Source organism: Acinetobacter sp. 226-1, from assembly GCF_030329325.1.
GTDB lineage: Bacteria > Pseudomonadota > Gammaproteobacteria > Pseudomonadales > Moraxellaceae > Acinetobacter > Acinetobacter sichuanensis.
The window spans coordinates 315,823-342,476 of record NZ_JACANU010000001.1 but is presented as its reverse complement, the minus strand read 5'-3'; the positions used below and the strand labels follow the sequence as shown (position 1 = coordinate 342,476).

Sequence of the window (26,654 nt, the reverse complement as noted above, 5' to 3'; positions counted from 1 at the left end):
TCGGACGCTTTTAGAATAAACGATTCATACCATTTAAGGTTGCCACACGGTAAGCTTCAGCCATCGTTGGATAGTTAAATGTCGTTTCAACAAAATACTTAATGGTGTTGTTACCACTCTGCATCACTGCCTGACCAATGTGAATAATTTCAGCCGCATTATTACCAAAACAATGCACGCCTAAAAGTTCTAAGGTATCACGATGGAACAAAATTTTAAGCTCGCCGACCGTATCACCCGTAATTTGTGCACGAGCCAAATGGCGGAATGATGCTTGTCCCACTTCATATGGAATTTTTTCAGCAGTCAACTGACTTTCAGTTTTACCAAAGAAAGAAATTTCTGGAATGGTGTAAATCCCTGTTGGAATATCCGTTACAGGTTTAACATTTTCTTCACCGCTCATGTTCGCACCAGCACAGCGCCCTTGGTCATACGCAGCCGAAGCCAGCGAAGGCCAACCGACAACATCACCTGCCGCATAGATATTTTCTACTTCAGTTTGATATTGCTCATTTACAGCGATTTGACCACGACCATTAGGATGAATACCCACATTTTCCAAACCTAAACCATCTGTATTTCCTGAACGACCATTACACCACAAAATAGCATCAGCTTTGATTTTCTTACCACTTTGTAAATGTAGTACAACATGGTCATCAAAGGTTTCAAGATGATCAATTTGTTCATTATGACGAATCAATACACCTTGCTCACGTAAGTGATAAGACAAGGCATCCGCAATTTCATCATCTAGATAACTTAAAAGCTGATGCTGGGTATTGATCAAATCAACTTTATGATCTAAACCAATGAAAATGGATGCATATTCACAACCAATTACACCTGCACCATAAATGATAATTTTATGAATGGTATAATCTAGGTCTAAAATTTTATCTGAATCAAATACACGTGGATGATTAAAATCTAAACCTTGTGGACGGTATGGTCGACTGCCTGTTGCCACAACAATTTGCTGACAAATTAGGCTCTCTTTAACACCGTCTTCATTAAAAATTAAGACTGTATTTTTATCTTGAATATATGCACGACCATGGAACACATCAATATTGTTACGATCATAGAAACGTGAATGCGTATCAACTTGTTGCTGAATCACTTTATGTGCGTTACGTAATACTTGTTTCATCGTAAATTGTTTCCAATCTCCGACTTTTTTAAACAATGGATCACGTTGGTAACGAATAATACTAGATACTGTTTGACGCAATGCTTTACTTGGAATAGTACCGACATGTGTACAATTACCACCAAGCTGTTCACGTACATCTATGATTGCAACACGCTTACCTGATTTTGCAAGCTTCATTGCCGCGCCTTCACCCGCAGGACCAGAACCGAGTACAACTGCATCATATTTTGAAAAATTCCCGCTCACCAGTTCTTTTTTACGTGGCATTCAAAGCTCCTCATACTTTATTGGTACACTCGTCTTGTTGCATATTATGACTTAAAGTTGGTTGTTTTGCTGTATTTACCTAGCATATATTCTGTGATGAGCACATTTAGTAAATGAATAGTGTTTTTACCCCATCATTTCGCATTTCCGTTATAATGTAAAAATCAGTTTGAATGACAACTTATATACATTCCTTAAATGAATGTTCAGTTAACGTGTCAGATCTCCTCGTCAAAAACAGTGGAAAAGTTGAATATGTCAGAAAACCGTAAACCAGAACAGGGTGTAAAATTACGTGGTGCAGAAAAGGTTGCTCGTATTCCTGTAAAAGTTATACCAACGGTTGAAACACCTCGAAAGCCTGATTGGATTCGAGTGAAAATGGCTGCGCCTGATGAAGTTCAACGCATCAAAACAACATTGCGTGCACAAAAACTACATACCGTTTGTGAAGAAGCCGCTTGCCCAAATCTACCTGAATGTTTCGGTGGTGGTACTGCAACCTTTATGATTATGGGTGATATTTGTACACGTCGTTGTCCATTCTGCGATGTAGCACATGGTCGTCCAAATGCACTTGACGCTGATGAACCACGCCATATGGCTGAAACGATTGCAAATCTAGGTCTAAAATACGCTGTTATTACTTCTGTAGACCGTGATGATTTACTCGATGGTGGTGCACAACATTTTGTTGATTGTATTAAAGAAGCTCGATCTTTAAGCCCTAAAACTTTACTCGAAATTTTAGTGCCAGACTTCCGCGGTCGTATGGATGTCGCTTTACGTATTATGACTGAATGCCCACCTGATGTATTCAATCACAATATTGAAACTGTACCGCGTTTATATAAAGCGATGCGTCCAGGTTCAGATTATCAACATTCTTTAAATTTATTAAAAATGTTTAAAGAATACTGCCCAGATGTACCAACCAAATGTGGTTTGATGGTGGGTATTGGTGAAACTGAAGAAGAAGTGATTGCATTACTTGATGACTTACATGCGCATGGTGTTGACTATGTCACCATTGGTCAATATTTACAGCCATCCAAAGAACACGCGCCAATTGACCGTTTTGTAACGCCTGAAGAATTTGAGCGCTATACTGCACATGGTCAAAAGCTTGGTTTTAGAAATATTTGGGCTGCGCCTATGGTGCGTTCAAGCTATTTTGCAGACCGTCAATATTATGGCGAACCTGTTCCAGCAGTGCGTCGTAAAACTGATCCTGCCAAAAAAATTGCTGTTCAAGCCATTGAAGCTTAAGCTCATATAAAGCCTCAAAACAAAAAGCCAATCATAAATGATTGGCTTTTTTTATAATAAAATATCCTTATAAATAGAATTAAGCCACAGGCGCCAAAGTAAACAACACTTGCCCTGTTTTCACCGTTTGCCCTTTTTCAATCACAATTTCCTCAACTTTCATCCGTTCAGGTGCAATGATGGGAATCTCTATTTTCATCGCTTCAATCACAGCTAATGTTGCGCCTTCTTCCACAATATCACCCGAAGCACATTCAATTTTCCAGATTGAACCCGGCATGTGAGATTCAACTGCACAACCACCTTCAGGAATCGCAACTGCTTCGCCATCATCCACAGCATCCAGACTTTCAGAAATATATTCTGCAAGCCCTGCCTCATGCCAACGACGGCGTTCAGCATCAAAATTATTTTGTTGAATGGATTTGAATGCAGCAATCGATTCAGCATGATCATGCAAAAAGTCGTTATATTGTTTGAGGTTCAACATTCCCTCTTCAATACGAAGTTTTAAACGTCCTGCCTTAAAATCTTCACGCATTTGCAAAAGTTCAGTTTCAGAAACTTCATAAAACTTCACTTGGTCAAAGAAACGTAACAACCATGGCATGCCTTCGGAAAAATCAGGATTTTGACGATAACGACTCCACATTTGCGTGGTACGCCCCACAAATTGGTACCCCCCGGGACCTTCCATGCCATAAACACACATATATGCGCCACCAATACCCACTGCATTTTCAGGTGTCCATGTCCGTGCAGGATTGTATTTTGTGGTCACTAAACGCTGACGTGGATCAAGCGGTGTCGCTACTGGTGCGCCAAGATAAACATCACCTAAACCCATGACTAAATAGTTGGCGTTATACACTACATCTTTAACTGCTTGCTTATCTTTTAAACCATTGATACGACGAATAAACTCAATATTATCAGGGCACCACGGTGCATCATGGCGAACTGTTTGCGTATAGCGTTCAGTAGCGAGTTGAGTTTGTGAGTCCTCCCAAGCCAATGGTAAATAAACGGTGCGTGACGGAACTTCCATAGTCGTCACATCTGGCAATTGCGTTTCAGCGACTTGAAGTAAACGTAATAAATCCAATTGATCCAGTTTGATCGAATCAAAATGAATTTGCAGTGAGCGGATACCCGGTGTTAGGTCAATAATACCTTGAATATTTTGCTCTTTTACCCATTGCATCAGCGCATGGATACGAAAGCGTAAATTGAGATCAAGTACCAATTCACCATATTCAACCAACATATAGTTGTTGCCTGCCGGACGATAAACCACATCAGGCGAACCATTTTGACCTTTTAAAGTATCCAAAACTGCATTTTGTAGTGTTGCCAGTTCAGGATAAAATGGCTCATCAAATGTTGCTTCTAAGCTATCCGATGCTTTCAATTGTGCATGATATTTTTCATTTAATACTTTGGCTTGCGCATAACTGACTGGAACAAATTTTACCTTGTCACCTGCTTTCAACTGACCTAATTTCCAAAGTTCAGAATGAATCACCACGGCAGGACAAACAAAACCACCTAAACTTGGACCATCTGGACCCAAAATAATTGGCATATCGCCTGTAAAATCAATTGCGCCAATCGCATAGGCATTGTCATGAATATTGGAAGGATGTAGACCTGCTTCACCTCCATCCATACGTGCCCATTCAGGTTTTTCACCAATCAACCGTACACCTGTACGGCTTGAGTTAAAATGAATTTCAAATGTTTGGGCAAAAAATCGTTCAATATCTTTTTTTGTGAAAAAATCAGGGGCGCCATGGGGTCCATACATCACGGCAATTTCCCATGTATTGCTGAATGTTGGTCTTTGCGTTGGTGCTAATGCCCTGATTTCTGCTGATGGATCTGTTGCGTGATATGCCGTAATCGGCAACATATCACCGACCAACAAATTACGCCCTGCATGTCCACCAAACTGCCCTAAAGTAAAAGTTGCCTGAGAACCCAAATACTTAGGTACTTTCAACCCACCTTTGATGCCAATATAACTGCGGCAGCCTGTTTTGATTTGACCTGTTTTCAGGATTTGACCTTTTCTGACAGTGATACTTTGCCACATAGCAACAGCTTCACCATCCAAGGTTGCAACCATGTCACCACCTGTGATGACAATCTGACTGTCACAGTGAAATTTTAATGTCGGACCCTGCAAAGTACATTCCAGACCTGCACTATTATGCGGATTGTCGAGCAGTTGATTGGCAATATTCAATGATAAGGGATCAATTGCACCCGATGGCGGCACCCCAACATCCCAATAGCCCACCCGCCCCGTAACGTCTTGCACAGCAGTCTGAATCCCTGCCTGTAAGACTTCAATTTTTTGTATAGTCCATTCAAACGTATTTAAAAAGCGTGTGGTCTGTGTACCTTGATGAAACACATCACAGGCAATAATATTTTCCAGATACTCAAGGTTGGTTTCAATGCCTGCAATTGAGGTGTTTGCCAATGTATCTGTCATAGCTTGAATCGCATCATCACGATTTTTTGCAGTGACAATGATTTTCGCAATCATCGGATCATAAAATGATGACACATTGGAACCTGTTTCCACCCAGGTTTCTACTCGTGCATTATCATCAAATTTCACAGAGGTCAGCAAACCTGCACTCGGTTGAAATTGTTTGACAGGATCTTCAGCATATAAACGAACCTGTATAGAATGCCCTTGCGACTGTAACTTTTCAGTTGGTGCAGTCCAATCACCACTTGCAAGGGTCACCATCCATTCCACAAGGTCTACACCAAAAACCTGTTCAGTCACACCATGCTCTACCTGTAAACGGGTATTGACTTCAAGAAAATAAAATTGCTGTGTTTCTGTGTCCATCACAAATTCGACAGTCCCTGCCGAACGATAGTTGACAGACTGCATCAGTTGAATCGCAACGTCTTGTAAATAATCACGTTGCTCATCATTCAGGTGCGGCGCAGGTGTTTCTTCAATGACTTTCTGATTACGGCGTTGTACGGAACAATCACGTTCACCTAAAGCCAATACTTGCCCTTTGCCATCACCAAAAATTTGTACTTCAATATGTCGGGCATGCTCTACAAATTTTTCTAAATACAATCCTGCATCTTTAAAGTTTGCTTGTGCAAGATAAGAAACGGTTTGATAAGCCTCTTTAAGCTCCGTTTCATTCCACACCAGACGCATACCAATACCGCCCCCCCCTGCAGTACTTTTTAACATAACAGGATAGCCAATCCGTGAAGCTTCCCGTAATGCTTCTGCCTCATCTGCCAATAAGGAACTTCCCGGAAGCAATGGGACTTGGCTTTTAATTGCCAACTCACGTGCGGTATGTTTTAAACCAAAGTCTTTCATTTGACTTGAAGTGGGTCCAATAAATGCGATGCCTTGATTCTCACAAAGATCACAAAATTCGGCATTTTCAGACAAAAAACCATAACCGGGATGAATCGCTTCTGCCCCTGTCTGCTTGGCGACTTCAAGTATTTTTTCAATATTTAAATAGCTTTGACTTGCAGATGAATCCCCAATAAAGACCGCTTCATCCGCCAAAGTCACATGCAAAGAGTCACGATCTGCTTCGGAATACACTGCAACAGAAGCGATTCCTAATTTTTTTAATGTACGAATCACACGGCAAGCAATCGCACCACGGTTGGCAATCAGGACTTTATTCAACATTTTTATGCCTCCTCACCATGATGGACAATCAGTTGAATAGGGGTTGGGTTATAAGCATTGCAAGGATTGTTGAGTTGCGGACAATTTGAAATCAGCACAATTAAATCCATTGCAGCCAGTATTTCCACATATTTTCCTGGTGCTGAAATACCATCTTCAAATTTCAATGCACCTTCTGCGGTGACAGGTACATTCATAAAAAAGTTAATATTGGGTCCAATATGGCGTACATTTAGGTGATGTTTAAGCGCAATAGGATGCTGTGATAAAGCTGTCATAAAATTATTGCGGCAACTGTGCATTGGAAAAGTGTCATGTGCATAGCGCACCGTATTACTTTCACAGGAACATGCCCCGCCCAAAGTGTCATGACGTCCGCAGTTATCATCGTGAATGGTGGCGATTGGACGAGCAAAATTACTATATAAAGTTGTGCCTTTTTCTAAATAAATCTGCTGGTTAATAGCTAAGGTATCGGTTGCACTGTATCGTTCGTTTGGATCATTTGCGCTGATGAATAAGGTATCTACTGCTTGGTTGCCTTCAAGATCAATGATGCGGAAAAACTGTCCTTTTTTAACTTCGCACATCCATGCTTCACCTGCAGGACAAACTTCACTTAACACTGTTTTTTCAAAAGATTGTAAAATCGTCATGGTCATTCTCCTGCTGAATTAGATCGTGCTTTCAAGTGCGTAGTAGCGTGCATTATTGGCAAATGCACGTTGATTTTGTGGACATGAGTCACGACAAATATCATGATCACTTAAAGGCAAGGCTTTGAATAATTGGATATTCACATCGGCAGGTTGATAAGTTTCATGATTATCAAGTGCATGTGGTGCAGAGGATAAGAACACCAAACAATCCATTTCAAAGCGAAGTTCAATGACTTGGTTGCTATTATCTGAATGGATATAAGACAACTCACCTGCATCATTTGGTTTAACTTTGGAAAATAAATTGACGGTTGCACTTAAATCACTGCACCCCAAAGCATATTTGCTCATTTCAAGGACTAAACTGTCCTTGCCATTGCGGTACATTTCATTACGTGCATCCTGAAAAGTCTGTTTGCCAAATTGCTTTTCAATTTGTGTAGCACTGCTTGCACCACAAAAAACATCATTCCAACCATGATCATCTCTGACGATGGAAGCCATGACCCGCCCCAGATCGGACATCAGAATATGCCCTGTACTTAAAAATGCAGTATGTTGTGCTTTTAAACTGTCAGGCATATTAAAACGCTCAAGTTTATCTTCAGCATTTACACAAAATAAGGACACATTGGCTTGTGCGCCTAATGCCTGAAATTGCAACAATGTGCCCCGCCGAATACGCCCCGACCAATGATGTCCGCCCGGTAAAAGTTCTGTCCATAATGGAGTCTGATCGTGAAAGATGCTGTCTGATCTGCTCATTTGCCTGACCTCTGCTGATTAGTTCAACCTCCCGGGCTTTTATCCCTCCGTGTAGCTCAAGCGAGCCGTGAACTCTCGGTCTCAGACATACAATTGAAGTATCGGAACCCTAGATCACTTTTTCATGACAGAAGAAATGCAAATGACGTGCCAGTTTAATATTACGATTTATTGCATTCATCATACTCAATGGCAGCAAAAATGAGCAATGATTGCGCACAACCCTATGATGGCGTATAAAAATGCACTGAAATATTCAACAATGCTTTAAATTCAGTGGTAACTATAGATTGAATAGTGCTATTGAAATTTTATAAAAAGTTAAATATGGCAGTCTTGATTCGACCAATAAAACAATTGGAATATCTTTCTATAGCAAAGAACTTATAAGCTGATGAAATTTATTTTTATTCAATAAGCAGCTCTAATCAAAAATAAAAAGCAAAAAAAGACCCTTGAATGATCAAGGGTCTTTTAAATATTTGGCGGAAGCGGTGAGATTCGAACTCACGGAGGACTCGCACCCTCGTCGGTTTTCAAGACCGGTGCATTAAACCGCTCTGCCACGCTTCCATGTGCGCAAGAATACTAAGCTTTTTAAATTATGACAAGTAAAATATAAGCTTAAAGCATTCAAGTGCATAATGTTTCACCAAAATCAAAGATTTTGTTTAAAGTTTGGCTGCAATTTCAGCACCTTCACGGATTGCACGTTTAGCATCTAACTCACCTGCGAGCTTGGCACCACCAATCACATGATAATTTGCCAAGGTATTTTCACCCTCTTTTGGCACTAAATCTTTCACAGACTCCTGACCTGCGCAGACTACAATGGTATCCACACGCAATAATTGGTCATGACCATTGACCTCAACCCATAAACCTTCGTTGGTCACAGCCTTATATTGCACACCACGCATCATACGCACTGCGTGTTTTTTCAATTGTGCACGATGAACCCAACCAGACGTTTTACCCAAGCCTATGCCCAACGGGGTTGTTTTACGTTGCATCAGATAAATCCGACGAATCGGTGCTTCAACCTCAGCAGGAACAGCACCACCTTCGGTCATATAGTTTGGATTTGAGTCGACCCCCCATTCACGTTGCCAGTCTGCCAAAGGTTGTGGCTGTGGCTGATGCTCTGGTTTAAGTAAATATTCCGATACGTCAAAACCAATCCCCCCTGCACCAATGACCGCAACACTATGCCCCACAGGTGCACCACGTAACACTTCCGCATAAGACAACACTTGCGGTGCATCACTGCCTTCAATCTTTAATGCACGAGGTACTACACCTGTAGCAATTACGACTTCGTCAAAGCCTTCACGTTCAAGCTGCTCACGATTGACTTTGGTATTTAAACGTAAATCTACCCCTGTTTTTTCAATCTGAACTTTGAAATAACGAATAGTTTCATGGAACTCTTCTTTACCTGGAACCACTTTTGCCAGATTAAATTGCCCACCCACTTCATTCGCTGCTTCAAATAAAGTCACTTGATGTCCACGCTCAGCCGCAACCGTTGCTGCAGACATGCCTGCCACACCACCACCGACAACCGCAATTTTTTTCGGTTTTTTCGCTTTTAGATACACGAGTTCTGTTTCATGTGCTGCACGTGGGTTGACCAAACAACTTGCACGTTTATTTTGAAAGCTATGATCTAAACAAGCTTGGTTACACGCAATACAAGTATTAATTTCATCAACACGATTGGTTGCGGTTTTATTGACCCAAAATGCATCGGCAAGTAATGGACGAGCCATCTGCACCATATCTGCTTTGCCTGCTGCCAGAATTTCTTCAGCTGTATCGGGCATATTGATTCGGTTTGATGCAATAACAGGTACAGAAACGTGTTTTTTGACTTCAGCGGTATAATCGACAAAAGCTGCACGTGGGACCGAAGTAACAATGGTAGGAACACGAGCTTCATGCCAGCCGATGCCTGTATTTAACAGCGTAATTCCTGCTTTTTCCAATGCTTGTGCCACAGTAATAACTTCATCCATGGTATTGCCATCATGAACCAAATCCAGCAAAGACAAACGGAAACAAATAATAAATTTTTCACCGACTTGTTCACGAATCGCTTTGACAATTTCCACGGCAAAACGCATACGGTTTTCAATTGGACCACCCCAACGGTCTTCACGCTGATTGACATGGCGGCTTAAAAACTGATTCAGCAAATAGCCTTCTGAACCCATGATTTCCACACCATCATAACCTGCTTTTTTTGCCAAACTTGCAGTTTTGGCATAATCCTGAATAGTGTCTAAAATCAGACGATCACTCATTTGACGTGGTTTAAAAGGTGAAATCGGTGATTTGATTGGACTTGATGAAACCACAAAAGGTTGATAGCCATAACGACCTGCATGCAGGATTTGCATGAGAATTTTGGCACCATGCTTATGTACTGCATGGGTGACCAAGCGGTGAGGTGCAATATCTCCCAAGGTATTCATAGTACCGCCAGCAGGCAATAACCAGCCTTGACGGTTAGGTGAAATCCCACCCGTAATAATCAGCCCTACACCACCTTTGGCACGCTCACCAAAATAAGCAGCGAGTTTTGGATAATTATAAAAACGGTCTTCTAAACCTGTATGCATTGATCCCATAACCACACGGTTTTTAATGGTCGTAAATCCTAAATGCAACGGTTTTAAAATATTGGCATAGCGAGTTGTCATGGCACATCCTTTTTTAATATTTGGCTTTGCAACTTGTTGCATACTACTGTATCGAAATTTAGAAATTTTAGGATGACTACTTCTATTTTTTTCCATGTTGATAATGTCAATTTCATCAATATATAAAAATAAAACTGATTCTTGCATACTGAACCCTACAGCTTTACAACAATTCTTATCATAAAGTTAGGCTAGGCTAAATCACATCATCATAAAACTTAAAAATAGAGCATCGAAGATCATGAGCCATCCTGTATTTTTAACCAGTTCAACCTTTAGTCATATGCCTTTGGGCAGCCAAAATCAATGGCAAGATTTTTTTCAGACTGCTTCTTTTGAACTTGAAGCAAATGCTTTTATTCCAATTTTATGGTTCATGCTGTTTAAACAGGACAATCTTCATTGGGCAAAATATATTGAAGATTTAGATTTTAACGATATTCATCACCAAAATGATTTTGAAGAATATCAACAGGAATGTGCTGATGAACATTATGCCTATTTAGTCATTGATCAACAACAGGCTTTGGTCAATTTAGCACAGCAAAAATCTGTTTTTATTGAGATTTTTGGTGCGGAGCATGTAGGCTATTTTGCAGATTTTCAAGCGATGATCGAACAGCATTTTCCTCAATATATTTTGCTTAGAACCAATGGCTTACCTTTAGATCCTGATGATGCTGAATTTTTACTGCATCCCTTACAACAACTTGAAAATTATCGGTTAAATACAGTACAAAACTCAGATTTCGCAAAATTTCAGCGTGAAGACTTTGCCCGTTTTGAAGATCATAGTTACTTTTTTTATGGTGAAACTCCACAGATCGTATTAGAATCAAAGCTTAAAGATCAGACCGATCCCTTTGAAAATTCAGAAAGTTTTACCTCTATGACAACACAAGATACACAATCTTCAAGTTTAGCAATTTGGCTATGTACTGCCATTGTCGTTTTAGCAACTTTAGCCGTTTATTTTAGCAGTCACTCTGTACTGTATTCAGCGATTGTATTTTTTGTCAGTGCATTTGTTTTGGGGTTTATTTCTTCTAAAATCGGTCAACACAAATAAAAAAGCCATGTCTTTACATAGCTTAATGCATCATTTTTAAAATTAAAGCATTATTTCCAATGCTTTAACTTACTCGTTTGCCCAATTCCCACATTAAAACTGTTGGTTGGATCAAGTTTTTGATAATGATTTTTCAATGCAGGTTTTGCCACATATAAATGCCCAACATTATGTTCAGCAGGATATTCCGCGCCACGATCATCAAGCAAATGCCACATTGCATGCTCCATTGCCAAAGGATCTACACCTTTTTTAACAATATAATCCTGATGGAACACATGACATAAAAAATGCCCATAATAAAGTTTATGAATGATTTGCTCATCCATCGCTTTTGGCAAGGTTTCTACCCATTCACGGTCATTTCGACGTAGTGCAATATCGAGTGCGACAATATCTTCCACTTCTGAACGATGGGTATCTCGGTAACGAATTGCCGCACCTGCCACCGCAAAACGATGTAAAAAAGCCTTGCGACCCTCTTCATCGGTACAACGGAAATAATTACCTGAATCTTTGTTGCCAAAATAATCTTTCAGGAAATTTTCGACCTGATCCACATCCTGATTTTCAATGCGAATCACCAAATGATGTTCATATAAATCACGAAATTCATTCATACGTTTCGGTAAATGATTCGGCATGAATTTGGTCACAAGCTGCAAAAATTTATCAGATAAACCACGTAAATGCAGTTTTTCCAGATAACCATCGACTTTGTCTTTCATGGCAAATGCGGCAGGCACTTTTGCCGTACCAAACTTTTCAATGAACATAAACGTGTCTTTGCCATATTCCGCACCAATGTCATAAGCAACACGGTGAATGTATTCCCCTGCAATCGGCAGACGTGGCAAATCTTTGAGCAAGAAATGGCGAATTTCAGTCAAATCATCATGTGAATTGGTACCGACATAAAACACCTGACTTGGAATTTTTTCAAAGGTATCCAAACGTACTGCAAAAACACAGACTTTGCCTGCCGAACCAGATGCTTCAAATAAACGTGTCGGGTCGGCATTAAAACGTGCAGGGGTATTTTCATCGACCTGCTTCACATCATGTGAATAACGCTGATCTGATGCACAGCAACTTGCATTGTTAATAATGTCTTTGATTTGATAATTTTTATTTTCAAGATTCGATAGAATTTCTTCAGGTGTTTGCCCTAAATTCATCCCGAGATGATTGACTAACTCTAACTCGCCCGAAGTATTGACCTGTGCATATAACGCAAGTTCCGTATAGGCAGGACCACGGCGCACCAGTGCACCACCTGAGTTATTGCACACACCACCCAAAACCGATGCACCTATACAAGAAGAGCCAATCACCGAATGTGGTTCTCGGTTAAATTGTGCCAAATCTTTTTCAAGCCGATCTAAAGTTGCACCCGGTAAGCAAATCACTTGCTGACCTTCATTAATCACCTGAATACCTGCCAGACGACGGGTACTCAGTAGAACTACAGGACGATCATAATCATCACCAAAAGGTGTCGAACCACCGGTCAAACCTGTATTTGCCGCCTGCATAATCACAATACAATCGGCATTCACCGCTGCCTGTAATACTTGCCATTGTTCAAGCAAAGTCCCCGGCACCACCACAGCCAATACCTGCCCCGAACCATAGCGACGACCTTGGCGGTAGAGGCGTGTGTCGTTATCACTCGTTAGAACGTGTTGTTGACCAACGATGTTGATGAGGTTTTGGATGGTGTTTGATGATTGAGTTTGCATTTTATACCGTCTTCCATTTTTAATATTCCCTCTCCTCTCAGGAGAGGGTTAGGGAGAGGTGCTTTTCAATTAAATGAAGGAGATAAATTCTTCCCCTCATCCTAACCTTCTCCCAAAGGGAGAAGGAACTTCAATGCATCTGAAATGACGTATTTAACCCGCCAACTCTTTCTCTAATTTCACCAAACAATCAGAGGTAATATCTGCAATGGTTTTAGCACCTGTTAAAGTCATTGCCACACGCATTTCTTTATCAATTAAATCAAGCAGATTGGAAACACCATCACCACCTGCTGCACCCAATGCATATACAAAGGCACGTCCCAACATACAAGTATCTGCGCCTAAAGCCAACATACGCACCACATCCAGACCGTTGCGAATACCCGAATCCGCTAAGATTTTAATATCGCCTTTTACTGCATCTGCAATTGGAGGCAGCGCACGAGCAGAAGATAAAACACCATCGAGCTGACGACCACCATGATTCGATACCACAATACCATCTGCACCGAAACGCACAGCATCCTTAGCATCTTCAGGGTCTAAAATGCCTTTGATGACCATTGGACCATCCCAGAATTCACGAATCCACTCTAGGTCTTTCCATGAAATGGATGGGTCAAAGTTATTGCCCAACCAGCCGATATAATCTTCCAGACCTGTAGGCTTGCCTAGGTATTTAGAAATATTGCCCAAGTCATGCGGACGACCCAACAAGCCGACATTCCAAGCCCAGTGCGGGTGGAAGCAAGACTGCATATAACGACGCATTGCTGCATTTGGACCACTCATACCTGAGTGTGCATCACGGTAACGTGCGCCGGGAACAGGCATATCCACAGTAAAGACCAAAGTTGAACAACCTGCGGCTTTGGCACGTTCCAAGGCATTTTTCATAAAACCACGGTCACGCAGCACATACAACTGAAACCACATTGGACGGTTAATCGCAGGTGCAACTTCTTCAATCGGACAAACGGAAACTGTCGATAATGTAAAAGGAATACCTTTTTTGTCAGCAGCAACCGCTGCCTGCACTTCACCACGGCGTGCATACATCCCTGTTAAACCTACAGGCGACAGCGCAACAGGCATCGACAAGGTTTCATCAAACAGCTTCGTTTCTAAACTCAGTTGCGACATGTCATTTAAAACACGCTGTCTTAAAGCAATTTTTGATAAATCTTCCACATTGCGTTTTAGGGTATATTCCGCATACGCACCACCATCAATATAATGAAATAAAAATGGCGGTAGACGACGTCGCGCGGCTTCACGGTAGTCATTTGCAGAAGAAATAATCATGTTCTATATCCTGTTTAATCGACTTGCACGTTGACGACGGGCTTCTTCCTCATCAATCAGCCGTACTTGCTGAACTACAAACTCAATATGTCCACAGACTGCACTTCGCGCAGCTTCTGGATCCTGTCGCTCAATTGCATCCATCACCTGAAAGTGCTGGTCACGCAACTGATCGTAACGTTTGGCTTCGGTATAGACTTTGCGTCTGCCCAAAACCACGTTGTATTGCAACAAATCAAATAAACCCCGCATCATCTGAATCAAGACCAGATTGTGCGAGGCTTCAGCAATAGCAAGATGAAACTTTGCATCGGCAATGGCTGCCTGATGATCATCTCCCAATGCCTGAAAATGGGTGATCTGGTCATAACACTGACGGATATTTTCCAGATCCTTTGGTGTGGCACGCTGGGCGGCATACCATGCTGTACCACCTTCCAAAATAATTCGGGCTTCCTGCACATCAAAACGATAGGCAGGATCTTCATCGATCAGATTACTGAGCGGTTCAACAATCTGATATTTCGACCAATTACTTGGCAGTTGCTGTAAAAAAGTACCCGCTCCGACTTTGCTGACCAGCATGCCCGTACTGGTCAGTTGTTGAATGGCTTCACGCAAAGAGGAACGGGAAACTGCGAGTTGTTCACATAGCTTACGTTCCGCAGGTAAACGGTCTCCGACTTGCATATTGTTGTCTTCAATCAACAACTTTAAATTTTGTACAATCTTGTCAGAGACTTTCATCTGCTTTCCTCAGCTCACACTCAATATCGTGTTATGGAATCATCCATGGGAACACATAGGCTTGTAATGTGATAATAATACCAATCATCACCGTAAAGGTAATACTGTGCTTGACGGTAAAACGGAACAAATCAGATTCTTTACCCACCAAACCAACTGCCGCACAGGCAATGGCGATAGATTGTGGTGAAATCATTTTACCTGTCACACCACCACTGGTATTGGCGGCAACAAGTAAAACTTCAGGTACACCAATTTGTTGTGCTGTGGTTGCCTGCAATGCAGAGAACAATGCATTTGCCGATGTATCTGAACCTGTCAGGAACACGCCCAGCCATCCCAAAAATGGTGAGAAGAAGGTAAATGCCTGACCTGTATGCGCAAGTGCAAGTGCAAGCGTTGCAGACATACCTGAATAGTTGGCAATAAATGCAAAAGCCAACACCATCCCAATTGAATAAATTGGAATTTTCAGTTCATTCACTGTTTCAGTAAAAGTCACTACTGCATCTTTTGGCTTCATTTTTAAATAAATGATGGTAATGATTGCAGCAATAAAAATCGCGGTACCTGTTGCAGACAACCAGTCAAATTTATAAATGGCATCGTAGTCTTTGATTTCATTGACCACAGGTGGCATTTTTTGAATCATTTGATGTAAAAATGGCACCTTGATCGAAATGACCAAATCACTGAGCGCACCATCTTTGGCAAATAATGCTTTAAACGGTTGAATACTCCAGATCGTGACCATTGCGGTTAAAATGGCAAACGGTGACCATGCTTTGGCAATCTGAGCAATACTGTATTTTTGCTGTTTTTGTGCAGCAAGATTTTCATCAATCGAGCTGTCTTCATTGGCAAAACGGAAAATATGTTTTGGCTTCCAGAATTTCAATAAAATGGTCAGCGAAACCAATGCCGCAATTGCCGCTGTAATATCAGGCAGTTCAGGACCAACAAAGTTCGAAGTCAAGTATTGTGCCAAAGCAAAAGAACCACCACCGACAATTACCGCAGGCCATGTTTCTTTCACACCACGCCAACCATCCATGATGGCCATGATCCAGAACAACACAATAATCACCATAAATGGCAACTGACGACCGACCATCTGGCTGATTTCCATGGTTTCAACACCTGAAACCTGCCCTGCCACAATAATTGGAATCCCCATTGCACCAAAGGCAACAGGCGCTGTATTTACAATCAGACACAGACCTGCTGCATACAATGGTTTAAAACCTAAGCCAACCAATAATGCTGCGGTAATCGCTACAGGCGCACCAAAACCTGCTGCTCCCTCAAGGAACGTACCAAAGGCAAAACCCACAAACAGCATTTGTAAACGCTGATCTTCAGTAATCGACAAAATCGAAGAACGAATAATGTCGAACTGACCCGTTTTAACCGAAATTTTATAAAGGAATACTGCACCGATAATGATCCATGCGATTGGCCATAGACCATATAAAAAACCATAGACCATTGAGGCAAATGCCATTGCAGTTGGCATTTGGTAGGCAAATAAAGAAACTAAAAGTGCCAGTACAACGGTAATTGTACCTGCGACACTACCCTTCATTCTGAACACAGCCAATGCCAGAAAGAAGAAAATAATTGGGATCAAGGCAACTAAACTGGAAATCCAGATATTGCCCATCGGATCATAAATTTGTTGCCATTGTTGAAGCATTGTCATCTCCTTGAAATGCTTTCAGGAAAGTTGAATTTGGTCAGATCAGATATTTAAATTAAGTTAAAATTGGTCATACCAATTTTACAATAAAACCTAAATACCCGCCTATTTAGCGCAAAATTGTAGAATTATTCCATTAAATAAGCAATTGAAAACCAGAATACAAATATTGGTCATACCAATTTATTTGAAAATATGTGAATTGGTTCAAGTATTTTTGCTGATTAATTTAAAAATAAGTAAAGAAAATTTGCTGTTTTTATTTATATTTTTCCTAAAAATAACATTTATAAAAAAACACCTACAACTTTAGTCTTAGATTTAAATTTTCGATTTTTTTAAATCAACTTTTTGCTTTTTTCTCTTAAAAATTAAAAAATCTCTCTACAAAAACTCAGCATTTTTACTGAATTGTAAAGAGATTTCCTGTCAAAATTACAACAACACTTGTCTATAAAATAAAGTTTTTATTGGTTTTTCTCTATCAAGATATACTTTTTTGCTCAGCACTTCGTGATTGAGCTTTTATTTTTAATGAACTAAAAATAATTCCCAAACAAATAAAAGCAGCACCGATCAAAATATTAACTGTCAAAGGTTCATGCCATAAAACATAACCAAAAAATAAACTTAAAATTGGAATACACATAATCGAGATAGAAGCCACAAAAGTATCCACCTGACTCACGATCCAATTCCAAAGTACAAAGGCAAACCCTGTTCCGATGACAGCAATATAAAACAAAATCGAACTATTTAAAGGATTTTTCCACACACTCAAATTGATCGGTTCAAATACCACAGCCCCGATTAAAATAACACTTCCACCTAAAAGTAACTGCCAAATGGTCAATTTCATTTTGTCGTATGTTGCAAAATTCTTTTTCATATACACTGTGGTTAAAGCCCAGAAAAAGCCAGAAAGAATCAGGAAAAATTGTCCAATTAAAGCCACATTGACATGAATATGTTGTAACTGAGGCCACAGAATCGCAACCAGACCCAATGTTCCCAAAATGAGCCCAATGATTTTTTGCGAATTTAAACGCTCATTTAAAAAGTAATGTGCCAATACGCCAATAAAAATAGGCATTGTAAACACCAAAACCGCAGACAGTCCTGAGTCTACAAACTGCATCGCAAAAACTTGCGTTGCATAAAAACCAAAACAAATCATTAAACTAGAAATAATCAACGCTTTCCAATCACCTTGATTTGGTAAAATCGATTTTCTAAGTACAGCTTGTACAATCATCAACGTCAATGCAGCCAAAATCAGGCGCATTGAAACAAATAAAAAAGGCGGAAAGATCGAAAGACTATGTTTGACCAGTCCCCATAATGATCCCCACACTAAACACAGCAACGCAATGGCACTCACAACTTTAATATTCATTTGCTGTACTCAAAAATAGAAAGTTTGTTCAGTATAAAAAATAAATGACATCATGAATAATGCTATGTTTTAATAGATACATCATTTTTTTTGATGTGTATTGCCAAACATCCCGACTCTTCTTTGCTTTTTTCTACAGTCAGTTGACTAAATCTTGAGGTTTTATATGAATATTGACATTAATGATATTAAATCTTTTGTCACAGTTGCTGAACTTAAAAGCATCACAGCCGCGGCAAATAAGCTGAATTATTTACAGTCTAATATGACCGCAAAAATCAAAAAAATTGAAAATCACTATAAACGTCAACTCTTTATTCGTAAGCCCAAAGGCGTTGAACTGACTGAATCAGGCATTCATTTGTATGATCAATATAAAAAAATGCTGTTTACTTGGGAAGAAACTGAAAATAAGATTTATCAACAAGAAAAAAAGCTGCGTTTTGGTACCAATACAAGTATGGGAGGCATGCGTTTTTATCCCTCGTTTCATCAACTTTATGAAACTTATCCCGACCTTTCCATCACCATGAAAACGGGGGCTACAGGTTTTATTGAAGATGAAATTTTGCAGGGAAATTTAGATATTGCTTATGTGCTTGGGCACTCAAAACAGAAAAATTTACAATATATTCATAAAGCTGATGATGAACTTGTGATCATTGGAAAAAATATAATTAATCATGATCATTTTGCTGATTGTCTGCATCATCAAAATATTTTATTGGCTTCTGAACAATGTTGTTATTCAACGACATTAGATCAAATTTTTACTGATTATCACATTAAAAAAGGTGAAATGACTCATATTTTTGATCATGAGGCATTGATTCAATTTACTCAACTTGGTATGGGTATTTCCATGATTGCAAAGTCGCTCATTGAGAAGTTTAAAATCCAATATTATATGGAAGTACCTGAACAATATCGTGAAATTGGCTTGTATCTCATTGCTCGAAATGACCATGTATTTACCCCAATTGAGAAGCAATTTGTTGGGTTAAATGAAAGCCTTTAAAATAAAAAAGAGCCTTCGAAAAGGCTCCTTTAGATCATATTAAAACTTAATATACAATCTGTTGATTATTCAATAAGTCATCTAATGTAGTATTCACATTTTCAAGAATTAAAAGCTGTGTCATTTCATAATTTGTTCCACTGCCATCTCGGTCAATACTAATCACGGTGTTATTATTTGCCTCATCGAATTCAACAAGAATGTGATCCAACACTGAATTTAAATCATTCCAAGTCGCAGTATCATCAACAAATAACTCACTCAAATTAATTTTATCTGCGGCTGTATCATTGCTTGTATCACCAACATGGAAGTTCGTCCAAGTATCAAGACCATTCCCTCCTGTCGCACTACTTTCCTCAAGCACTTTGAAAATAACATTGTCACTTTCATTGAGATAGCCAACAAATATGTCATCTTGTGCACGACTTTCTGCTTCATGAGTTGGCATAAGAACAAAATCATTAGTATCAAGGCTTACAGCGACACTTTCACCATACTCTGTATGTGCTGCGATGACATTTACAATCCCTTGATATCCACCTAAATCTATTTTAAATGATCCAGCATTGTCATTAGTAAACTGATTAATCACATTTCCTTGACCATCCTCAACTCTTATCTCACGTTGAGCCTCTGCATTACCTATTAAATATCCTGTTTCATCTAAACTTAAATCAGTCACAGCATTTGGTACAGGGTGGACATAAACATAGCTCACATTCATTGCATATTGAGTACTTTCAACATTTGCGCTACTTATAGCAACAAAATGTACTTCTTGGTCTAGTGCAGTATACCCTCCTAAACTACCTGTTATTTGACCTTGAGCATTTGAGCGCCCATCTCCAATTTGATTACCGTCACTATCTCTAACAATAATTTGACTATTCGGCGTTGCATTGCCTGTAAACTGCCCTGTCGCATTGTCTACTTGAATCTCTTTCACCACAGGTGCTTTACTATAATTTTCTGCTAACTCCGCTGTTGCCAATGTGATCGCTTGACTCTCATTACCAGCACGATCAATCACGGTCAAAGTCACGTCTACAACATATAGAGGAAGACCAAGTAAGAAATTACCCTCTTGATCAGCTATTGCTGTATAGGTATTTTGAGTATGTTCACCTGAGATATATTCAATACGTATCGAACTCCATGGTTCAGAAATACCTGTTAATGTGCCTTCGTTTAATTTTAATTCAGTAGCAACCGATGGTGCTAAATGATCAATTGGTGCTGTCACTAATGTCATTGGACTTGTATTACCATTTGCATCAGTCACTTGGACTTGTATCGTCTCACCATTCCAATAACCAGAACCTGATAAACCCGCTACATATAATGAAAAATCACCATCAACATCCGCTTGAGTGGTATAACCTAGACTTTCACCTTTATCATTAAAAGCTTCCACTTTTGCAAAAGCTTCTGTTTGCCCAGTGATATATTGAGCTTGTTGTTCTAGATCAATCGCTAAATCACTTGGGGCTTCTGGTGCAATTGTATCTAGAGGTGCGGTAATTTCTGTATAGTTACTTGGATAATTATTATAAGCAACTACCCTTAACACCTGTCCACTGGTATAAGGTTGGTTGAACTGTATAGCAAATTGCCCATATTCACCACTATATCCAGATGCAACCATGTTTCCATTTTTTTCATAAACAACGATTTGTGTCGATGCATCCGCTTGCCCTGTCAGCGTTAAGCCATTTTCAGTAAGCACAATATTGCTTGGAGCCGCTGGTGCTTGAGTACTCGCTTGTACAATATAGGTTACAGCCTCACTTTCATTCTTTGCCAAGTCTGTTGCTGTAATCGTCAGTACTTCTCCTGGTAGGAAAAATGCTCCTATACCTACATTAATTTGACCATTTTCATCTGAAATTAAAGTCATATTTTGATAAATATCACCATCTTGATCAACAATTTTCAACGTACTATTTTTTTCAGTTGTTGCTGTTATATAACCATCTTCAGAAATATTAAAATCCTGAACCACTGGTACAACATTATCTAATGGTGCTGCGATCTCTGTAACTTGACTGTATTGGCTTCCATCATAAACACGAACATGTAAGCTTTGACCCTGTAAATAATAACCATTTAATTCAACAGTAAAAGCTGCTTCATTGATATAAGATTGAGCAATTACCTGCCCTGTACTACTATCAATAACCTCAATAGACTTACCAGCTTCTGCATTTCCTGTAATGGTATTACCTAGTTCATTTATTTTGACATCTGTAGCAGCAGCAAGACCATTTTCAACCAATGGAATATTGACTACAGCCTCTTCACTACGGTTACCTGCACGATCCACAGCAACAACTCTTAAATCTTCTCCTTGATATTTGCTTAAATTAAAATAAAAATAAGATGAAAAATCTCCATCAGAATTTGTATTAACTGAATGAACCAGTTGATTATATGGATCTAAAACCTCAATCAATATATTTTCTTCAGATTGTCCTGAAATAATATTATTTTCAGTATCCAAAACAAGCTGCTCTACTTTATTTGGTGGTACATCATCAACCAAAGCAGTAACCACCGTTTCAGGACTTGGATTTTTCGCACGGTCAAGTACAACAAAGTGTAACTCTTCACCATGTAAATAAACTTGATTCAAAGAACCTGCCACTTGACCTGTTTCATTGGTAAAGCCCTGACCTATTTCAATACCATCTTTATCATAAACTTTGATGGTCGAGTTTGCTTCAGCAGTTGCTGTAAACTCTTGCCCATTCTCATTTAAAACAATATCTTTTAACGCTTCAGGTGCAACATCATCTGACGGTGCTATGATTTTTGCTTCTGGGCTTGTATTACCTGCCGCATCTACCACAACAATGCTAAGTTCTTGTGCCTTGAGCAAGTAATCATAGAATTCTAAGTTAAAAGTACCATCTGCATTGACGTTATATGATCCCCAACGTACAGAGAGTTCGTTACCTTCTTGATCATAAACTTTGATGGTTGTATTTGGTTCAGCCTTACCTGTAAGAATTGAACCGTAATAACCTTCTGTAAGATTTAAATCTGTTGCAGCCGATGGTGCAATATTATCCAATAAAGCATTTATAACTGTTTCAGCACTTGAGTTTTCAGCACGATCAAGCACAACAAAATGCAATTTTTCTTCATTTAAATAGACATTATAAAAATATCCAGTCGCTTGACCAGTTTCGTTGGTAGAACCCAGACCGATTTCAATACCATTTTCATCATAAACTTTGATGGTCGTATTTGCTTCAGCAGTTGCTGTAAAATTACGTCCATCTTCATTTAAAACAATATCTTTTAACGCCTCAGGTGCAATATCATCAAGTGGTGCAATGATTTTTGCTTCTGGACTTATATTTCCTGCTGCATCCACCACAACAATGCTAAGTTCTTGTGCTTTGAGCAAGTAATTATAAAATTCTAAGCTAAAAACACCATCTGCATTGACGTTATATGATCCCCAACGTACAGAGAGTTCGTTACCTTCTTGATCATAAACTTTGATGGTTGTATTTGGTTCAGCCTTACCTGTAAGAATTGAACCGTAATAACCTTCTGTAAGATTTAAATCTGTTGCAGCCGATGGTGCAATATTATCCAATAAAGCATTTATAACTGTTTCAGCACTTGAGTTTTCAGCACGATCAAGCACAACAAAATGCAATTTTTCTTCATTTAAATAGACATTATAAAAATATCCAGTCGCTTGACCAGTTTCGTTGGTAGAACCCAGACCGATTTCAATACCATTTTCATCATAAACTTTGATGGTCGAGTTTGCTTCAGCAGTTGCTGTAAAATTACGTCCATCTTCATTTAAAACAATATCTTTTAACGCCTCAGGTGCAACATCATCAAGTGGAGCTTTAATAGTGACAGGATTACTTTCATTGCCAGCATAATCTACTACCACTACCTTAAACTCTTCATTATGAAGATAATGCTTTCCAAGACTGACAATAAAACTACCATCAGCACCCACCGCATCAGACCAAATATTAATCAATTGACCTGAACTATCCAATACTTTGATCCTTGCATTAGGCTCAGCAATTCCTTTTAATACAGAGCCTTCTTCTACAAACTCAAGGTGAGTTGCAACTTCTGGTGCAACCGCATCAATTAATGCAGATTTATGCGTAGCTACACTTTCATTACCTGCACGATCTACCACAATAAAAGTCAGACTTTGACCATTCAGATAGTAATTATAAAATGACCCTATGACTTGTCCATTTGAATCTGTATAACCTGAACCAATCTCCTGATTATTTGTATCCAATACTTTTACTAAACTATTTGCTTCAGCTTTAGCCGTAAAGTTAAGTCCATTTTCATCTAAGACAATGTCTAAAATTGGCTCAGGTGCTATTACATCGTTGTGTGCATGAGCAATAACTTCTGTACTTCTATTCCCTGCTCCATCAATCACTACAAATTTAAGTTCTTGTCCATTTAATAAGTAATCACGAAAGTTACCCTCTACCTGCTCACTATTATATGATGTATACCCATATCCAACTACATTATTATCCTTATCAAGAACTTCAATCCAACTCCCAATTTCAGCTATTCCTGTAAAATGAATACCATTTGGATCAAGTACCAAATCTGTAATTGCTGGCGGTGCAGTATAATCAACAATAGCACTAGATTTTTGACTTTGATTACCACGTATATCTGTAATCTCTGCAAATAATTCTTCACCATCAATTAGTGGACGTTTACTTACAAGCTCAAAATCCCCATAATTTGTTGCTACACCTGTAGCAACCTCTACGCCATTGATATCTGTGATAATGACTGTACTTAATGCTTCAGCGCTTCCTGAAATAGTTCCATCTTGAGCAATTTTATAGATATACGGTTCTTTCGCATAATCTGGAGCAATAATAGATGCTGCAACACTTTCATTTTTATTTGCATCTACAACAATAACATTGATTTTTTGAGCATCGTGTAGATCAGTATAAATTGTAAAATGACCTTGTTCATCCACTGTATTCGATGAACCTGTATTGATCACATTGCCAAATTCATCTTGGAGAATGATTGTTGCCCATGGCTCTGCTGTTCCTGTCAATACTGAACCTTCTTGATCAAATAATAAATCAGTAGCAGGTTCTGGCGCAGTCCAATCTACAAGGACAAGTTCATCTTCACTGGTTACGCCATGTTGATCAATAATACTCAAATAAAGTGTTTCTCCTTCAATCAATGCACGATTAGCAACTAAAGAAAACGCACTCACAGATGAATGATCATCATCAGCAACACTCACACGCCCTAACTCATTTCCCTGAGCATCTTTTACAATGACAACACTTAAGTCTTCAGCAAAACCTTGAATAGTATTATCTTTTCCAACAAGTGTCACTTGCGGTGGATAAGCAACATTTGGTGCTACAATCGTAGTTTCAGTAATATTATTATTTTTATCCGTCAATTTAACTTTAAGCGCTTCTGCTTCATTGACTTGTGCTATTAACTGAACAGTAAACGTTCCATCTGCCAATGTTGCTGCATGCCCAAGAAAATTATCATTTACATCATAAATATCAATTGAAACATTGCTTGCATCTAAAATTTTACCTGAAATACTTGTTCCATATTGATCAAATTCAATCTGCCCATCTATTTGAGGTGCGGTATAATCTGCCAGAACAGCATTTTCATATCCTGATATTTCATTCTTTTTAGCAACAATAACAACCGTTTCACCTTCTGGAATCGCATTGCCTAATTGTGCTGTAAATTCAACTGTTCCTGTTTGAGCAAGTTTCGCTGATGAATTCTCAGTGACTTGTATCGTTTCTATGACCTTTCCAGTAGTGTCATAGATAATAAGCTCACTACCTGAAGTAATTAGACCTGTAATTTCTCCTGTTTCACTCATATGTTGAACAGTTAAAATAGGAACTTCAACAACAGATAAAACAGCTGGTGGGCTTGTATAACCATTATATGTTGCTGTTAGCGTTAAATCTTGATTTTGATAACCTGCTGGTAAATGTGCTTCAAAGTTTCCTGCCGCATCAGTGCCCACAGTTGCAATGAGCACAGAGTTTGAATCAAAAATTTCAATTGTACTACCAGCATAAGCAAAGCCTTCAATGGTTGTACCATCTTGATCATTAGCAATTGCTTTTGTAATACCAGGTAAATCAGGCTGTGGATCTATAAAGTATTCATGTGTAATTTGCTGAGTTTGAATATTCCCTGCAACATCCTGAAAACTCAAATTAACAATTAACTGTGCAGAAGGTGCATCTACCCATAAATCAGCGGTAGGGATCTGAGCAACCCATTCATTTGTTCCTGCATGATAAGTGAAAGTATAGTTCTTCCCTAAAACCTCTGTTTCAATGACTGAGGTTGAAACATCTAAATCACTCGGTAAATCGTTCAAACTTAATACAAAATCAGTGATTTTACTTGGTTCTTGTAAGCGAATAACATTATCACTACTGACCGATAAATCAGCAACTGTATTAGCCGAAATCTGAATCAGATTATCGACCACCACCGTTTGTACCGCTGTCGTCGCAGTGTTTCCTGCAAGATCTGTTACAACTGCTTTAAACTGATAAGTTCCATCGACTAGATCAACTTGCTTCGCATCTGTATCTACCCATGTCTTACCACCATCTTTAGAAACTTGGTAAATAACGCTTGAGCCTGCTTCTTGCCCTGTTAGGCTAAGGTCAAATGTTTTATCTTGACTGACAAAGTCATCCGCTTTCACACCTGTATCTTCATACGCAGTTAAGCTAATTACCCCTGCTTTTGGCACAGTTGTATCAACAGTCACTTTTTGAATATTTGTGCTTTGTGTATTTCCTGCAACATCCGTCACGACTGCTTTAAACTGATAAGTTCCATCGACTAGATCTGTTTGCTTCGCATCTGTATCTACCCATGTCTTACCGCCATCTTTGGAAACTTGGTAAATAACAGTTGAGCCTGCTTCTTGCCCAGTCAAAGTTAAGTCAAAGCTACGATATTGGCTGACGAAATCATCCGCTTTAGCACCTGTATCTTCATATGCAGTTAGATTAATTACTCCTACTTTTGGTGCAGTTGTATCGACTACTATCGTTTGTACTGCTGTTGTTGCGGTGTTACCTGCGGCATCACTCACCACT

Annotated in this window: 14 protein-coding genes, 1 tRNA gene and 1 riboswitch; of the genes, 3 read left to right on the top strand and 12 right to left on the bottom strand. The window is 39.3% G+C overall.

Annotated features, from left to right (window positions below; translation table 11 throughout):
* Window positions 1-10: 10 nt before the first annotated feature.
* Window positions 11-1,426, bottom strand: coding sequence for a Si-specific NAD(P)(+) transhydrogenase (gene sthA, locus HX124_RS01540; RefSeq protein ID WP_107009572.1), 1,416 nt, complete (start codon window positions 1,424-1,426; stop codon window positions 11-13).
* Between the two features lie 255 nt (window positions 1,427-1,681).
* Between sthA and lipA the strand changes: the two genes are divergently transcribed.
* A complete protein-coding gene (gene lipA, locus HX124_RS01535; protein ID WP_286376209.1) occupies window positions 1,682-2,695 on the top strand; it encodes a lipoyl synthase in 1,014 nt (337 codons plus the stop codon).
* Between the two features lie 79 nt (window positions 2,696-2,774).
* Here lipA and uca read toward each other — a convergent pair whose 3' ends face one another.
* The 5 genes from uca to HX124_RS01510 form a co-directional block, all read right to left on the bottom strand.
* Entirely contained in the window at window positions 2,775-6,392 is a 3,618-nt protein-coding gene (gene uca, locus HX124_RS01530; protein WP_286381738.1) for an urea carboxylase, read from the bottom strand.
* Window positions 6,393-6,394: 2 nt separating this feature from the next.
* Complete coding sequence (locus HX124_RS01525; protein WP_286381737.1) at window positions 6,395-7,048, bottom strand: urea amidolyase associated protein UAAP2; 654 nt, start codon at window positions 7,046-7,048, stop codon at window positions 6,395-6,397.
* A gap of 18 nt (window positions 7,049-7,066) precedes the next feature.
* Window positions 7,067-7,816, bottom strand: a complete 750-nt coding sequence (locus tag HX124_RS01520) for an urea amidolyase associated protein UAAP1 (protein ID WP_286381736.1) — start codon at window positions 7,814-7,816, stop codon at window positions 7,067-7,069.
* Window positions 7,817-7,842: 26 nt separating this feature from the next.
* A riboswitch (guanidine-I (ykkC/yxkD leader) is annotated at window positions 7,843-7,940 on the bottom strand.
* A 359-nt stretch (window positions 7,941-8,299) separates the two neighbouring features.
* Window positions 8,300-8,389 (bottom strand) — tRNA-Ser (locus tag HX124_RS01515).
* Window positions 8,390-8,487: 98 nt separating this feature from the next.
* Window positions 8,488-10,521, bottom strand: coding sequence for an NADPH-dependent 2,4-dienoyl-CoA reductase (locus HX124_RS01510; protein WP_286376386.1), 2,034 nt, complete (start codon window positions 10,519-10,521; stop codon window positions 8,488-8,490).
* 241 nt (window positions 10,522-10,762) lie between these two features.
* On the opposite strand from HX124_RS01510, the gene HX124_RS01505 reads away from it, so the two are divergent.
* The gene (locus tag HX124_RS01505) at window positions 10,763-11,590 is read left to right on the top strand and encodes a hypothetical protein (protein ID WP_286381735.1); all 828 of its coding nucleotides are present in this window, start codon (window positions 10,763-10,765) and stop codon (window positions 11,588-11,590) included.
* A 50-nt stretch (window positions 11,591-11,640) separates the two neighbouring features.
* Here HX124_RS01505 and dld read toward each other — a convergent pair whose 3' ends face one another.
* The 5 genes from dld to HX124_RS01480 form a co-directional block, all read right to left on the bottom strand.
* A complete protein-coding gene (gene dld / locus HX124_RS01500; RefSeq protein ID WP_286381734.1) occupies window positions 11,641-13,332 on the bottom strand; it encodes a D-lactate dehydrogenase in 1,692 nt (563 codons plus the stop codon).
* Between the two features lie 153 nt (window positions 13,333-13,485).
* Window positions 13,486-14,640 carry an FMN-dependent L-lactate dehydrogenase LldD gene (gene lldD, locus HX124_RS01495; protein WP_286381733.1) on the bottom strand — a complete coding sequence of 385 codons (1,155 nt, stop codon included), beginning with the start codon at window positions 14,638-14,640 and terminating at the stop codon, window positions 13,486-13,488.
* A gap of 3 nt (window positions 14,641-14,643) precedes the next feature.
* Complete coding sequence (lldR, locus tag HX124_RS01490; RefSeq protein WP_286381732.1) at window positions 14,644-15,387, bottom strand: transcriptional regulator LldR; 744 nt, start codon at window positions 15,385-15,387, stop codon at window positions 14,644-14,646.
* Between the two features lie 31 nt (window positions 15,388-15,418).
* Window positions 15,419-17,089, bottom strand: a complete 1,671-nt coding sequence (gene lldP, locus HX124_RS01485; RefSeq protein ID WP_286381731.1) for an L-lactate permease — start codon at window positions 17,087-17,089, stop codon at window positions 15,419-15,421.
* A gap of 481 nt (window positions 17,090-17,570) precedes the next feature.
* On the bottom strand, window positions 17,571-18,482 hold the full coding sequence (locus HX124_RS01480) for a DMT family transporter (protein WP_286381730.1): 912 nt from the start codon (window positions 18,480-18,482) through the stop codon (window positions 17,571-17,573).
* Between the two features lie 166 nt (window positions 18,483-18,648).
* Here HX124_RS01480 and HX124_RS01475 point away from each other — a divergent pair, with 166 nt between their 5' ends.
* Window positions 18,649-19,500, top strand: a complete 852-nt coding sequence (locus HX124_RS01475) for a LysR family transcriptional regulator (RefSeq protein ID WP_286381729.1) — start codon at window positions 18,649-18,651, stop codon at window positions 19,498-19,500.
* 46 nt (window positions 19,501-19,546) lie between these two features.
* Here the strand turns inward: HX124_RS01475 and HX124_RS01470 are convergent, their stop codons facing one another.
* Entirely contained in the window at window positions 19,547-26,650 is a 7,104-nt protein-coding gene (locus HX124_RS01470; RefSeq protein WP_286418648.1) for an Ig-like domain-containing protein, read from the bottom strand.
* Window positions 26,651-26,654: the final 4 nt, after the last annotated feature.